At 64.7% G+C, this 13,391-nt stretch carries 14 protein-coding genes; 3 read left to right on the forward strand and 11 right to left on the reverse strand.

Annotation, left to right across the window (positions count from 1 at the left end; translation table 11 throughout):
- Window positions 1–8: 8 nt before the first annotated feature.
- From rlmH to proB, 5 genes are all read right to left on the reverse strand, one after another.
- Window positions 9–491, reverse strand: a complete 483-nt coding sequence (gene rlmH / locus IVB07_RS00995; protein ID WP_018459852.1) for a 23S rRNA (pseudouridine(1915)-N(3))-methyltransferase RlmH — start codon at window positions 489–491, stop codon at window positions 9–11.
- Between the two features lie 96 nt (window positions 492–587).
- Window positions 588–944 (reverse strand): ribosome silencing factor, encoded by a 357-nt coding sequence (gene rsfS, locus IVB07_RS01000; RefSeq protein WP_007598906.1) that lies wholly within the window; start codon window positions 942–944, stop codon window positions 588–590.
- Window positions 945–1,182: 238 nt separating this feature from the next.
- Window positions 1,183–1,827, reverse strand: a complete 645-nt coding sequence (locus IVB07_RS01005; RefSeq protein ID WP_026233892.1) for a nicotinate-nucleotide adenylyltransferase — start codon at window positions 1,825–1,827, stop codon at window positions 1,183–1,185.
- Window positions 1,828–1,847: 20 nt separating this feature from the next.
- Window positions 1,848–3,143, reverse strand: a complete 1,296-nt coding sequence (locus IVB07_RS01010) for a glutamate-5-semialdehyde dehydrogenase (RefSeq protein ID WP_018459855.1) — start codon at window positions 3,141–3,143, stop codon at window positions 1,848–1,850.
- Window positions 3,144–3,330: 187 nt separating this feature from the next.
- Window positions 3,331–4,452 (reverse strand): glutamate 5-kinase, encoded by a 1,122-nt coding sequence (gene proB / locus IVB07_RS01015; RefSeq protein ID WP_018459856.1) that lies wholly within the window; start codon window positions 4,450–4,452, stop codon window positions 3,331–3,333.
- Between the two features lie 195 nt (window positions 4,453–4,647).
- Between proB and IVB07_RS01020 the strand changes: the two genes are divergently transcribed.
- On the forward strand, window positions 4,648–5,613 hold the full coding sequence (locus tag IVB07_RS01020; protein WP_018459857.1) for a Bug family tripartite tricarboxylate transporter substrate binding protein: 966 nt from the start codon (window positions 4,648–4,650) through the stop codon (window positions 5,611–5,613).
- Window positions 5,614–5,750: 137 nt separating this feature from the next.
- On the opposite strand, the gene IVB07_RS01025 is transcribed toward IVB07_RS01020, so the two are convergent.
- The 3 genes from IVB07_RS01025 to IVB07_RS01035 form a co-directional block, all read right to left on the reverse strand.
- Complete coding sequence (locus tag IVB07_RS01025; protein WP_018459858.1) at window positions 5,751–7,385, reverse strand: alkaline phosphatase family protein; 1,635 nt, start codon at window positions 7,383–7,385, stop codon at window positions 5,751–5,753.
- Between the two features lie 131 nt (window positions 7,386–7,516).
- Window positions 7,517–8,557, reverse strand: coding sequence for a GTPase ObgE (gene obgE / locus IVB07_RS01030; protein WP_018459859.1), 1,041 nt, complete (start codon window positions 8,555–8,557; stop codon window positions 7,517–7,519).
- Between the two features lie 84 nt (window positions 8,558–8,641).
- Window positions 8,642–9,124, reverse strand: coding sequence for a MaoC family dehydratase (locus tag IVB07_RS01035; RefSeq protein ID WP_247767442.1), 483 nt, complete (start codon window positions 9,122–9,124; stop codon window positions 8,642–8,644).
- A gap of 127 nt (window positions 9,125–9,251) precedes the next feature.
- On the opposite strand from IVB07_RS01035, the gene IVB07_RS01040 reads away from it, so the two are divergent.
- Window positions 9,252–10,166, forward strand: coding sequence for a DMT family transporter (locus IVB07_RS01040; protein WP_018459861.1), 915 nt, complete (start codon window positions 9,252–9,254; stop codon window positions 10,164–10,166).
- Window positions 10,167–10,233: 67 nt separating this feature from the next.
- Here IVB07_RS01040 and IVB07_RS01045 read toward each other — a convergent pair whose 3' ends face one another.
- The 3 genes from IVB07_RS01045 to rplU form a co-directional block, all read right to left on the reverse strand.
- A complete protein-coding gene (locus IVB07_RS01045; protein ID WP_018459862.1) occupies window positions 10,234–10,827 on the reverse strand; it encodes a GNAT family N-acetyltransferase in 594 nt (197 codons plus the stop codon).
- Window positions 10,828–10,980: 153 nt separating this feature from the next.
- Window positions 10,981–11,250, reverse strand: coding sequence for a 50S ribosomal protein L27 (gene rpmA / locus IVB07_RS01050; protein WP_018459863.1), 270 nt, complete (start codon window positions 11,248–11,250; stop codon window positions 10,981–10,983).
- Between the two features lie 97 nt (window positions 11,251–11,347).
- Window positions 11,348–11,740, reverse strand: coding sequence for a 50S ribosomal protein L21 (rplU, locus tag IVB07_RS01055; protein ID WP_007604396.1), 393 nt, complete (start codon window positions 11,738–11,740; stop codon window positions 11,348–11,350).
- Window positions 11,741–12,072: 332 nt separating this feature from the next.
- Here rplU and IVB07_RS01060 point away from each other — a divergent pair, with 332 nt between their 5' ends.
- Entirely contained in the window at window positions 12,073–13,212 is a 1,140-nt protein-coding gene (locus IVB07_RS01060) for an ROK family protein (protein ID WP_018459864.1), read from the forward strand.
- Window positions 13,213–13,391 lie beyond the last annotated feature (179 nt).

Consider the following 13,391-nt stretch of genomic DNA (forward strand, 5'->3'; position numbering starts at 1 on the left):
GGCGCGGATCACGCGCGGTGATAGGGGTGGCCCGCCAGAATGGTGGCGGCCCGATAAAGCTGTTCCAGAAGCATGACGCGGACCATTTGATGCGGCCAGGTCGCAGAGCCGAACGCGATCACGAGCTTGGCCTTACGGCGCAATTCGGGCGAAAGTCCGTCCGCCCCTCCGATCATGAAGATAGTATGACCGGCACCCTCGTCGCGCCAGCGCCCGAGATGCCGTGCGAATACGGTCGAATCCAGATTCTGGCCGCGCTCGTCCAGCGCCACCAGCACCGACTTTTCGGGAATATGGGCGGAGATCGCCGCGGCCTCTTCGGCCATCCGCGTCGCCGTATCGCGCGCGCGGCTTTCGGGCAATTCGTGGATGGCGAGCTCGCGGAATCCGAGCTTGCGGCCGGCCTCGTCGAACCGCTCGAAATAGCGCTCGGCAAGCTCCCGTTCGGGGCCCTGCTTCAGCCGGCCCACCGCAATGACGGCTATGCGCATGATATGTTCAGGGTCGCGTTTTCTTGACCGCGCGCGATCTGCGCGCGCACGACGCTAGCATGCGCGTCAGCCGATTCGAAATCGGCCAGCAGCCTCTCAGATCGCCTTCGCCGCCCCTGGGCCCTGCGTGTACAATCTCTCGAGACTGTAGAACTCGCGGACCTCGGGTCTGAACACGTGCACGATCACATCGCCGGAATCGATCAGCACCCAGTCGCAATTGGGCAAGCCCTCGACGTGGATGTTCTTGATGCCGTTTTCCTTGAGGCCTTTGGCGACGTTCTCCGCGATCGCGCCGACGTGCCGGTTCACCCGGCCGGTGGTGACGATCATGTAGTCGGAGTAGGCCGATTTGCCGCGAAGGTCGATGGTCACAGTCTCTTCCGCCTTCATGTCGTCGAGGCGGGAGAGGATCAGGCTCAGCGTCTTGTCGGCGTCGGGTTGCGCCTTCAAGGCCGCAGCTTTGGTCGATGTTTTACGCGTCGGCTTGGCAACCTTGGGTAAAACAGACTTCGGTGAAGCCGTCTTGGGTGAGGCTGTCTTGGACAATACAGATGTGGTCAGGGACCATTCCTTTCACTGTATCGCGAACGCCGAATCCGGCGCCCACTGGTTACACTACATCATGTGGGGTTAAGGGTTTCAATATGCCAGAGCGCCCGAAGACCGCATGGCGTTCGCACAATCTGACTCACTTCGTACCTTTCCAGCTTCCGTCCGGGTTCCGTAAGCCGGTCGACGAGAGATTCAGCTTCATTCCGGTCAGGAACACCCAGGCTGGCGCGGGCCGGTCCGCGAGCAAGGCGGCCTCATTCTCCGGCATCCGATAGCGCCTGAGCGCCTGGGCGGCGGGAGAGGCGAGGGCGCGAAAACTCTGCGGCGGACGGTCGATGACCGCGATCGGCACCTGGTCGGCGATGCGCCGCCAGTGCTGCCAACGATGGAATTGAGCGAGGTTGTCGGCGCCCATGATCCAGACAAAGCGCAAGCCCGAGAGGCGGCGGCGCAAGGTGTTGATCGTATCGATGGTATAGCGCGTGCGAATGACGGATTCGAGACAGCTCACCTCGATCCTGGGATCGTCGGCCATTTCGCGCGCCGCCTGCATGCGCGCGCCGAGCTCATGCAGCGCGCCGTTCTCCTTCAGCGGATTGCCTGGCGTCACCAGCCACCACACGCGATCGAGCTGGAGTCGTTTCAGCGCGAACTGGCTGATCGCGCGATGGGCCTGGTGCGGCGGGTTGAACGAGCCGCCGAGCAGGCCGATGCGCATGCCCGAGGTATGGGTCGGTATGGCCTGCGCGAAGAAACGTGGCGCGACGAAATTGTTGCTCAATGCCCCGCGCCCTGCGTCGTCTACGGCCGCGTCTGCCCGGTGCCGTGAACGCGATATTTGAAGCTCGTCAGCTGCTCGGCGCCAACCGGGCCGCGGGCGTGGAATCTGCCGGTGGCAATGCCGATCTCGGCACCGAAGCCGAACTCGCCGCCGTCGGCGAACTGCGTCGAGGCGTTGTGCAGCACGATCGCGGAATCGACCTCGCTCAGGAATTTTTTCGCAGCGGTCTCGTCGGCGCTCACGATCGCATCGGTATGGTGCGAACCGTGATTTTGGATATGCGCGATCGCGCCGTCGACGCCGTTCACCACCTTCGCTGCGATGATCGCATCGAGATATTCGGTGTCCCAATCGTCCGCGCTCGCGGGTTTGACGCGCGCATCGATCTTTTGCACGGCGTCGTCGCCACGCACTTCGCAGCCGGCCTCGATTAGCATCTCAACCAGCGGCTTGAGGTTTTTACCGGCTGCGGCGCGATCGACCAGCAGCGTCTCGGCGGCGCCGCAGACGCCGGTGCGGCGCATCTTGGCGTTGAGCACGATCGATTTCGCCATGGCGAGGTCGGCGCTGCCGTCGACGTAAATGTGGTTGACGCCTTCGAGATGCGCGAACACCGGCACGCGCGCTTCCTGCTCGACGCGCGCGACGAGGCTCTTGCCTCCGCGCGGCACGATCACGTCGATGGCGCCATTCAATCCCGACAGCATCTGGCCTACCGCCGCGCGGTCGCGCGTCGGCACCAGCGTGATGGCAGCCTCGGGAAGGCCCGCTTCGCGCAGGCCCTGCACCAGGCAGTCATGGATCGCGCGGCAGGAGCGGAAACTGTCGGAGCCGCCGCGGAGGATCACGGCATTGCCCGACTTCAGGCACAGCACACCGGCGTCCGCCGCAACGTTCGGCCGGCTCTCGAAGATCACGCCGACGACGCCGAGCGGCACGCGCACGCGCTCGATGGTCATGCCGTTCGGCCGTTGCCAGCTCTCGGTGACGATGCCGACGGGATCGGCAATGCCGCGCACGATGCCGATGCCCTCGGCCATGCCCTCCACCCGCGCCGGCGTCAGCGTCAGGCGGTCGATGAAGGACGAGGTGGCGTTGCCGGAGGCGCGGGCCTCGGTGACGTCCTCGGCATTGGCGGCGAGGATCGCGGCGGCATTGTTGCGGATCGCCCGCGCCATGGCCTCGAGCGCCCGGTTCTTCTGCTCCGGCGGCGCCAGCGCCAGCACGCGCGCGGCAGCGCGGGCACGGGTACCGAGATCGGTCATCAGCGCCTGAAGATCGGCATTGCCGTCGACGGCTTTGAGGGGGGCGGCCATGGGAGTTTCAACCTTCTGCTAAGGCAGTGTCCTAGCACGGAAATCCCGCTTTTGCGAAGGGTCGGCAGGGTATGGCAGGGCTTCACGTGCCGGACGGCAGCTCGATCAATGGCCCAGCTCCGGCGTCATGGCCGGGCTTGACCGGCCATCCACGCCTCGGCCGGCGCCTACTCGGATGCCCTAGCGGCTACCCGCCCACCACCAGATCATCCCGGTGGATCATCTCGGACCGCCCGCTGATGCCGAGGATGGCCATGACATCCGGGGAGGAGCGGCCCTTGATCCGCTCGGCATCGTCGGCGTCGTAGGCGATCAGGCCGCGGCCGACCTCGCTGGTGTCGGGGCCGCGCACGATCACGGCGTCGCCGCGGGCGAACTGGCCCTCGACCTTGATCACGCCGGCCGGCAGCAGGCTGGCGCCGGCGCGCAGGGCCGCGACCGCGCCGGCGTCGATCGTCAGCGTACCCTTCGGCTCAAGCGAGCCCGCGATCCAGCGTTTTCGCGAGGTGATGGGATTGGCCGGCGTCAGGAACCAGGTGCAGCGGCCGCCATCGGCGATCGCCTGCAACGGATGCTCGATCTTGCCCGAGGCGATCAGCATATGCGTGCCGCCGGTGGTCGCGATCTTGGCAGCTTCGACCTTGGTGCGCATGCCGCCGCGCGACAGCTCGGACTCGGCGTCGCCTGCCACAGCCTCGATCTCGGAGGAGATGCTGTCGACGACGGGAATGAGCCTGGCGTTCGGGTTGTTCTTCGGCGGGGCGTCGTAGAGCCCGTCGATGTCGGACAGCAGCACCAGCAGGTCGGCGCTGGCCATGGTGGCGACGCGCGCGGCGAGGCGGTCGTTGTCGCCGTAGCGGATCTCGTTGGTGGCGACCGTGTCGTTCTCGTTGATCACGGGGATCGCGCGCCACTCCAGCAGCTTGCCGATAGTGGAGCGCGCGTTGAGATAGCGGCGGCGCTCCTCGGTGTCCTGCAGCGTCACCAGGATCTGGCCGGCGCCGATGCCGTGGGCGCCAAGCACCTCCGACCAGATGCGGGCGAGCGCGATCTGACCGACGGCGGCGGCTGCCTGACTCTCCTCCAGCTTCAGCGGGCCGCGCGGCAATTTCAGGCGGCTGCGGCCGAGCGCGATCGAGCCGGAGGAGACGACGAGCACGTCACGCCCCTCGCGATGCAGCTTGGCCATGTCGTCGGCGAGCGCGGCAAGCCAGGACGCGCGCACCTCGCCCTTGTCGGAATCGACCAGCAGCGCGGAGCCGACCTTGACGACGATGCGGCGGAATTGACTGAGTTCGGGGCTGGCCATGTGTGCAAGTGCTGGCGCGTGTGACGGATTGCTCTGCATCGGACACGGCGGAGCGAGAGCGGCGCCGATGAGGCCCTGCTTTTGCAGCAGGACGATGGCCCGCGCAAGGCGCCGGCATGCTAAAGGATGAACGCCGGGTTGCCCCGGGCGGCCGTCCGGCTCTCATGCTGCCAACCATAACGGTGGAGGAAACCCATGGATCGCCGCAAATTCATGGTCCGGTGTCTGAGCCTGCCGCTGCTGGCGCAGGTGGGAGCGACGCGCGCACAGGCTGGGCTCACCAAGATCATCTTCCCGTTCGCGGCCGGCGCGGGCGGCGACACGCTGTGCCGGCTGATCGCGCAGGAGATGGCGCCGGCACTGCAGCGGACCATCGTGGTCGAGAACCGCACCGGCGGTGACGGCCTGATCGGCATCAAGGCGGTGAAGGGGGGAAGCCCCGACGGCAGCATGGTGCTGGTGACGACCGGACCCACGATGTACCTGCTGCCGATGGTCGAGACGATTCCGAGCTTCGATGCTGCAAAGGATTTCGTCCCGGTCTCGCTGCTGGCGCGCTTTGAATTTGCGCTGGTGATCAGCCCGGCGGTCGACGCTGTGGATTTCAAGTCGTTCGCGGCCTGGCTGAAGGCACATCCGGACAGGACCTCGTTCGGCGTACCCAGCAGCGGCACCATTCCGCATTTCATGGGCTCGAAGCTGGAGAAGGACCTCGGCATTCCCTTGAGCCGCGTGCCCTATCGCGGCAGCGCAGCTATCCTCAACGACCTCGTCGGCGGCCATGTTCCGTTCGGGATCACCACGCTGGCCGACGCGCTTGCGCAGCATCGCGCCAAGGGCGTGAAGATCATCGCGGTGAGCAGCGCGGAACGTTCGCCCTTTGCCTCAGAGGTGCCGACCTTGAAAGAGAGCGGCATCGATCTCGTCGCCGACGCCTGGTACGGCATGTGGCTTCCCGCCGGCAGCTCGCCGGAATTCGCAAGCAAGCTCGGCGCGGCCGCAAGCGCCGCGCTCGCCAAGCCCGAGGTGAAGGAGAAGCTCACCGCGATCGGTCTGATCCCGGTGGGCAGCAGCGCGGAAGGTCTGACCAAGGAGCTCGCCGCCAACACCGCGTTCTGGCAGCCGGTCGTGAAGGCGACGGGGTACAAGATCGAGAATTAGTTTCTGTTTGCGCTCCGCTCTCCGCCGTCATGGCCGGGCTTGTCCCGGCCATCCACGTGCACCGCCACCTAACGCAAGACGTGGATGCCCGGGTCAAGCCCGGGCATGACGAGCTGAGAGAGGCTCTTTCCGCTCACTCACAGCTTCGCGCGCTGCGCGATCCCGTCCTTGATCGACGCCAGCTCCGCTTCGTCCCAAACACCGATCAAAATCCCGCCCTTCACCTGGAGCTGGTTGTCGGCATAGGCGGCGATTTTCTCGCGCGGCGTCGTGATGTGGTCGTTGGGATGCAGCGCCCAGTCGAACAGCTCGGCCTGCAGTCGAGCGATGACGCCGGCGCACTCGGGATCGTCGCCGCGATCCAGAAACTCTTCCGGATCGGTTTCGAGGTCGTACAGCATCGGGAGGAAGCCTGAGGCGTGGATGTATTTCCAGCGGCCGTCGAACACCATGAACAGGCGACAGCGTTCGATCGGCTGATTCAGCTTCAGCCGCACGTCCTGCATGACATAGTCGTATTCGGAGAACGCCACCTTGCGCCAATCCGGCGGACTCTCGCCGCGCAGCAGCGGCAGCAGCGAGCGTCCCTCGAGGATATGGCCCGGCACCTTGCCGCCGAAATAGTCGACGAAGGTCGGCGCGAGATCGATGGCTTCGACCAGCGCATCGTTGCGCGTGCCACGCGTCGCATCCGCCTCCTTCGAGGGATCGATGATGATGAGCGGGATCTTCGCCGACTGCTCGTGGAACAGATCCTTCTCGCCCATCCAGTGATCGCCGAGATAGTCGCCGTGATCGGAGGTGAACACGATCATGGTGGTGTCCAGCAGGTCGCGCTCCTCCAGGAACTTCATCAGCACGCCCATCTGGGCGTCGATCTGGGTGATCAGGCCCATATAGGTCGGGATCACCTTCTCGCGGGCATCGTCGCGCGCCATGTTGCGGGAGTAGCGCATGTCCATATAGGCGCCGAACACCGGATGCGGGTTCTGCCGCTCGCGCTCGGAGCGGATCACCGGGATCATGTCCGATGTCGAATACATGCTGGCGTAGGGTTCGGGCGCGATGTAGGGCCAGTGCGGCTTGATGTAGGACAGATGCAGGCACCACGGCCTGCCGTCGGTCTCGGCCTCGCCGATGAAATCCATGGCGCGTCGCGTCATGTAGGGCGTCTCGGAATGCTCGTCCGGCACGCGCGCGGCCTTGTCGGCATGCACGAGCAGCCAGCCGTTCTGGAGCGAGCCGTCCTCGGCCGCGCCTGAATTGGCCCAATGCTCCCAGGGATTGGGCGCATCAAAGCCCTGCTGGCGCAGATATTCGTCGTATTTCGGACGCGGCCGCCCCGTGGGATGCAGGCCGTCGTCACGCTCATAGGGCTCAAACCCGCATTCGGCGACGTGCACGCCGATCATCGATTCCGGCGGGATGCCGAGCGCCTTCATGCCTTCGAGATCGGGCGCCATGTGGGTCTTGCCGACCAGCACGTAGCGCACGCCGAGCTTCTTGAGGTGATCGCCGAGGGTGGGCTCGCCGACCCGCAACGGCCAGCCGTTCCAGTGCGAGCCGTGCGAGCGCATGTAGCGCCCGGTGTAGAACGACATCCGCGAGGGGCCGCAGATCGGCGACTGCACATAGGCCTTGCTGAAGAGCACGCCGCGCTTCGCCATGGCGTCGATGTTCGGTGTCTTCAGCGTGGGATGGCCGGTGCAGCCGAGATAGTCATAGCGAAGCTGGTCGCACATGATCCAGAGAACGTTCTTCGCGCGCGCCATGCGTGATCCCTGCCGTTTCTTGATTGTGGGATGCTGCGCTATCGAGGGCGCGAAGACAAGCTATCAGCGATGCACGCGTCTGCGGCCGTACACTCCAGCGTCGTCCCGGCCTTCGCCGGGACGACGAAAAATCAAACCGACCACGGCTCCGCTTCGGCCGCGCTCTTCGCTTTCGCAGACACCGGGCTCTCGCCGATCACATCCGCAAGAGAGCGCAACGCTTCCTGCACGCCGTCACCGGTGACGGCGGAGAGCAGCAGCGGCGTCTTCTTGGCGGCGCGCTTCAGCCGCTCCTTCTGCTTCTTCAACTCGTCCGGCTCGATCGCGTCGATCTTGTTCAGCGCGACGATCTCGATCTTGTCGGTGAGCTGCCCGGCATAGGCGTCCAGCTCCGTTCGCACCGTCTTGTAGGCCTTGCCGGCGTGCTCGCAGGTCGCATCGATGAGATGCAGCAGCACGCGGCAGCGCTCGACATGGGCGAGGAAGCGGTCGCCGAGACCGACGCCTTCATGCGCGCCTTCGATCAGGCCGGGGATGTCCGCCAACACGAATTCGCGGCCGTCGGCATTCACGACGCCGAGCTGCGGATGCAGCGTGGTGAAGGGATAGTCGGCGATCTTCGGCTTGGCCGCGCTGACCTTGGCAAGGAAGGTCGATTTGCCGGCATTGGGCAGGCCGACGAGGCCGGCATCCGCGATCAGCTTCAACCGCAGCCAGATCCAGCGCTCCTCCCCGGGCTGGCCGGGATTGGCATTGCGCGGCGCGCGATTGGTCGAGGTCTTGAAATGCGCGTTGCCGAAGCCGCCATTGCCGCCCTCGGCCAGCACGAACTTTTCGCCGACAGTGGTGAAATCGTGGATCATGGTCTCGCGATCTTCATCGAAGATCTGCGTGCCGATGGGGACCTTCAGCACGATCGACTTGCCATTGGCGCCGTGGCGGTCCGAGCCCGAGCCGTTCTCGCCCTTCTGGGCCTTGAAGTGCTGCTGGTAGCGATAGTCGATCAGCGTGTTCAGCCCGTCGGCGACCTCGATGATGACATTGCCGCCGCGGCCACCATTGCCGCCGGAGGGGCCGCCGAATTCAATGAATTTTTCGCGGCGGAACGCCACGCAGCCGTTTCCGCCGTCGCCGGAGCGGATATAGACCTTTGCTTCGTCTAGGAATTTCATGGGCCATAGGTAGGCCAGCCGGTCCCGCGCGGCAACCCGGATGGACCCGCAAATCGGCCGAAACCCGGCGATTTGTGGCCTTGCTTAACCAGCTGGCCGGCGCCGGATCAGGAATTTCTGCGTGCCCTCCAGCACCAGCTCCTTGCGCTGGTTGAACACGGTGCTTTTGAGCGTCACCACGCCGGTCGAGCGTCCCGGCACCAGCTCGGTGACCTCGAGCGCGGGATAGATTGTGTCGTCGGCGAAGACAGGTTTGAGGAACCGGCTGGATTGCTCGAGGAAGCCGACCAGGGAGTCCTCGACCATGAACGGAAACAGGCCGGCGCCGGGCGCGGTGTGGATCAGCGTCTGGAAACCGTGGGCGAGCAGATGCGGCATGCCGCGGCTGCGGCAATACTCCACGTCGTAATGCACCGGATGCGTGTCGCCGCTCGCGGTCTGGAACGCCGCGAACACCGCCGTCGTCTGCGTGCGGCTCGGCAGCACGAAGCGCTCGCCGACCACGAAATCCTCAAACCAGCGTTGCGCGGGGATCATGTGATGCCGGGCCGGGTCGAAGTCGGTCATGGCTAAGCTCTTTCCTGGCTCTCTTGTGAGACACCTGTCGCTACCGCGACGCGGAGAGTGCGACAATCCGTTCAATTCGTCCAACGCGGGCTTGTCGTGACGGCCTGCGTCATTACAACGGCGCTCGATGCCCCTGTTCAAGAATCTATCGGCCTATGACGAACGCTCGGCGCGCCTTGCCGGGATTGCGCTCATGGTGCTGTCGATCTTCATGTTCTCGTTTGGCGATGCCATGGGCAAGTTCCTGGTCGGGACTTATTCGGTGGGGCAGCTGCTGTTCCTGCGCGCCTGCGCGGCGCTGCTGCTGCTGTCGCCGTTGGTCTGGCGGCAGCGTCACCAGTTCCTGCATCTGGAGCGGCCGGGTCTCCAGCTCTTTCGCGTCGTGCTGTCGACGCTGGAAGTGGCGGCCTTCTTCCTTGCGACGGTCTACCTGCCGCTCGCCGACGTCATCACCTATTATCTCGCCGGGCCCATTTTCGTCACCGCGATGTCGGCGATCTTTCTCGGCGAGAAGGTCGGCTGGCGGCGCTGGACGGCGATCCTGATCGGCTTCTGCGGCGTCCTGATCGCGCTGCGGCCCTCGGCACAGACGGTGAGCCTGCCGGCGCTGATCGCGCTTGGCGGCAGTCTTTCTTTCGCAACGCTGATGTTGATCACGCGCAGCCTGCGCAAGACGCCCGATATCGTGATGGCGTCGTCGCAATTCGTCGGCACGTTCTTGCTGGGCGCTGTGCTGTCGGCGTTCCACTGGGTGCCGCCGACATCGGGCAGCCTCGTGATCTTCGCGCTGGCGGGATGCGTCTCGGTCACGGCGCTGTTCTGCGTCAACCGCTCGCTCAAGCTCGCGCCGGCCAGCGTCGTCGTGCCCTATCAATATTCGATGATCGTCTGGGCGGTGATCTTCGGCTTCGTCGTGTTCGGCGACGTGCCCGAAATCGCCACCATCGTCGGCGCCGCCATCATCATCGCCGCCGGGTTCTATATTTATCTGCGTGAGCGCGATCTCGGACGCAGGGACGCGGATGTGAATCCGCCAGCGTGATTACAGCGGAATAAATTCGAGCGTCGTCCTGGCTTTCACCAGGACGACAGTTTGAGCCGCCTCCGCCCTACCTCACCCTTCGCGCGCTGCTCCAGCTCTTCAGCGACGCCCACACGCCGCGCGAGAGACGGAAGCAGTCGACGGGCGTGGACGAGCCCAGCGCCAGGAAGCGATGCAGCTGGACGCCGCTCCACTGGAAGCCGCACTTCTCCAGCACGTTGCGCGAGGCCGGGTTGGTGACGCGCGCGCCTGCATAGAGATGATCGTCCTCGAACTCCTCGAAGAAGAAGTCGATCGCGCCGCGTGCGGCCTCGGTGGCAAAGCCCCGGCCCCAATGCTCGACGCCGAGCCAATAGCCGAGCTCGGCGTTGTCGGGCGTCGAGCGGTCGATGCCGACCATGCCGATGGGGCCGCTGTCATGCTCGATCAGGAACACCGTCTCGCTGCCGGGCAGGGCGCTGGCGCGGATGAAGGCGATGGCGTCGTCCTGCGAATAGGGATGCGGGAGGCGCCTTGTGTTTTCGGCGACGCGACGGTCGTTGGCGAGGAGGGCGATGGTCCTGACATCGGCGAGGGTCGGCCGCCGCAAGGTCAGCCGCTCGGTGGCGACGACGCTGGGTCTCGCCTCCCGCAAGGTCACGCTCGAAAAATCCTGCAACATGTCCGGCTCCGTCGAAGTCACTAAAGTGAAAAGTGAGCACGCAAACGAAAGGGGAGGCCGGTTTCCCGCCTCCCCTGGAGCCTTCGATCTGTGATCTCAAGGACTCCGCCGGTTCGGTCTGGGACCCGGCGGACTCCAAATTTGATCCACCGTCTATTCAGCCGCCTCTGCGAGCGGGAGCACCGAGATGAAGGTGCGGCCGTTGGCTTTGGCCTGGAACGTTACGCGGCCCTCGATCTTGGCGAACAAGGTGTGGTCCGTGCCCATGCCGACATTAAGGCCGGGATGCCAGGTGGTGCCGCGCTGACGCGCAATGATGTTGCCGGGAATCACAACTTCCCCGCCGAACGCCTTGATACCGAGGCGCTTGCCCTTGGAATCGCGACCGTTGCGCGATGAACCGCCTGCTTTTTTGTGAGCCATGGCTCGTCTCCGAAATTCTACGTATTTCTAGATCAATTCCTTGACGGAATCATTTCACAATTTCTCACGCATCACTTCGTGACGGCGCGTGATCAAATTATGCGGCGGCCTCTTCGGTCGTGGTCTCTGGCTTGGCGACCTTCTCCCGCTTCGGACGCGGCCCCTTGGTGGGCTTGGCGCCGTCCGTCAGGATCTCCGAGATGCGCAGCACGGTGATCTCGTCGCGATAGCCGCGCTTGCGGCGCGAATTCTTGCGGCGGCGCTTCTTGAAAGCGATGACCTTGGGACCGCGCTTGTGGTCGAGCACCTCGACCGCAACGGACGCGCCGGCGACCGTGGGCAGACCCAGGATCGGCGTGTCGCCGCCGACCAGGAGAACTTCATTGAGCTGCACGATCGAGCCGACTTCGCCTTCGATCTTGCCTACTTCCAGGACATCATCCGGAACGACGCGGTACTGCCGGCCGCCGGTTTTGATGACTGCGAACATCGTTGTTTTCCTTCGTGTTCATTCCCGGCCTCGCGACATATTGTCGGGGCCGGCTTTTTGTCAGCCGTTATGGGTTTATGCGAGTTTTGTGCGGGCGGGAGTTATCCCTTTGAAAACCCACGTAAAAACAAGCGGCGCGAGAAACGCCCCGCGCCGGTTGCGGGATTTATAGCCGCTGATCCCCCGGAGTCAAGGAAAAGCCGGCGAAAACGGCCGGATTTGAAGCATTTGGGCCCGATCCGGCCCGCAGGCGAATTTCGGACCGCGCCGCAACCAACAGGTTCCCCCGCCGTTGTCCCGGCGAATTCAGTCACACGGGCAAGGGGCTTACCATGGCAACAGACGAGCTGGTCAAGACGACGACGGGCATCGCTCATCACGGCGCGGAGCGGCTGCCGTCGGTGGATATCGACAGCTTCAACATCGAGATGAAGGACGAGGATGGCTTCATCGGCGACCGCGCCAGCAAGGGCGCGTTCCGCGAGATCCTCGAGCGCTGGCGCAAGCCGCTGCGCAAGTCCGGCGAGGACCCGTTCGGCAAGGAGCCGTCGGACGAGATCAGCAAGAAGACGCTGGACGCCATCCTGGTCGGCGACGACACCGAGGCCTGGGCGGTGGTGCATAGCGCCATCGAGGACTTCGCCCAGGAGCTCGCTTACGTCACCCGCCGCTTCCTCAAGTCCAAGGCCTGGGCCAAGACCGAGCGCATCGTGGTCGGCGGCGGTTTTCGCGATTCCCGGCTCGGCGAGCTCGCGATCGCGCGCACCGAGATTATCCTCATCGCCGAGGGCTTCAAGATCGACATGCTGCCGATCCGCCATCATCCCGACGAGGCCGGCCTGATCGGCGCGCTGCATTTGGCGCCGTCGTGGATCTTCGAGGCCCATGACAGCATCCTCGCCGTCGATATCGGCGGCACCAACATCCGCTGCGGCCTGGTTGAGACCAGCTGGAAAAAGGCAAAAGACCTGTCGAAAGCCAAGGTCGTGAAGTCCGAGCTGTGGCGTCATGCCGACGACGAGCCGACGCGCGAAGGCGCGGTGAAGCGGCTGACGAAGATGCTGAAGGGGCTGATCACCGAGGCCGAGAAGGAAGGCTACAAGCTGGCGCCGTTCATCGGCATCGCCTGTCCCGGCGTGATCAACGCGGACGGCTCCATCGAGAAAGGCGCACAGAACCTGCCGGGCAATTGGGAGAGCAGCAAGTTCAACCTGCCGGCGAGCCTGCTCGAGGGCATTCCGCAGATCGGCGAGCACGACACCGCGATCCTGATGCACAATGACGGCGTGGTTCAGGGCCTCTCCGAGGTGCCGTTCATGCAGGACGTCGATCGCTGGGGCGTGCTCACCATCGGCACCGGCCTCGGCAATGCCCGCTTCACCAACCGCCGCAAGGACAACGGCAAGGACAAAGACAAAGACCGCGATTCTACGGAGAACGGGAAGAAAAAGGCCAAGTCCGACAAGGAGTAACCTTGACTGGTTAGGTTAAGGACCGGATTGCGTTGCGGTGCACCGCCCGCACGCTACGGTCGAAACCGTCGCCTCACCTGGCCGGCGAAGCCGCCCTTCCCAGCCAGTATTTCAATGAGCGGCACCGGGACCGCCAGTGTTTACCGCGTCTGGCGGTCCCACCCCGCCTTTTGCGGGTA

The sequence above is a fragment of the Bradyrhizobium sp. 172 genome (assembly GCF_023101065.1).
GTDB lineage: Bacteria > Pseudomonadota > Alphaproteobacteria > Rhizobiales > Xanthobacteraceae > Bradyrhizobium > Bradyrhizobium canariense_D.

What these genes read in the sequence shown, in the direction of transcription:
- IVB07_RS01040 (WP_018459861.1), top strand. Translation starts at nt 9,252, where the DNA reads ATGCCCCTGTTCAAGAATCTATCGGCCTATGACGAACGCTCGGCGCGC.
- IVB07_RS01045 (WP_018459862.1), bottom strand. Translation starts at nt 10,827, where the DNA reads ATGTTGCAGGATTTTTCGAGCGTGACCTTGCGGGAGGCGAGACCCAGC.
- IVB07_RS01060 (WP_018459864.1), top strand. Translation starts at nt 12,073, where the DNA reads ATGGCAACAGACGAGCTGGTCAAGACGACGACGGGCATCGCTCATCAC.
- proB (WP_018459856.1), bottom strand. Translation starts at nt 4,452, where the DNA reads ATGGCCAGCCCCGAACTCAGTCAATTCCGCCGCATCGTCGTCAAGGTC.
- IVB07_RS01025 (WP_018459858.1), bottom strand. Translation starts at nt 7,385, where the DNA reads ATGGCGCGCGCGAAGAACGTTCTCTGGATCATGTGCGACCAGCTTCGC.
- rplU (WP_007604396.1), bottom strand. Translation starts at nt 11,740, where the DNA reads ATGTTCGCAGTCATCAAAACCGGCGGCCGGCAGTACCGCGTCGTTCCG.
- IVB07_RS01035 (WP_247767442.1), bottom strand. Translation starts at nt 9,124, where the DNA reads ATGACCGACTTCGACCCGGCCCGGCATCACATGATCCCCGCGCAACGC.
- obgE (WP_018459859.1), bottom strand. Translation starts at nt 8,557, where the DNA reads ATGAAATTCCTAGACGAAGCAAAGGTCTATATCCGCTCCGGCGACGGC.
- rpmA (WP_018459863.1), bottom strand. Translation starts at nt 11,250, where the DNA reads ATGGCTCACAAAAAAGCAGGCGGTTCATCGCGCAACGGTCGCGATTCC.
- rlmH (WP_018459852.1), bottom strand. Translation starts at nt 491, where the DNA reads ATGCGCATAGCCGTCATTGCGGTGGGCCGGCTGAAGCAGGGCCCCGAA.
- IVB07_RS01020 (WP_018459857.1), top strand. Translation starts at nt 4,648, where the DNA reads ATGGATCGCCGCAAATTCATGGTCCGGTGTCTGAGCCTGCCGCTGCTG.
- IVB07_RS01010 (WP_018459855.1), bottom strand. Translation starts at nt 3,143, where the DNA reads ATGGCCGCCCCCCTCAAAGCCGTCGACGGCAATGCCGATCTTCAGGCG.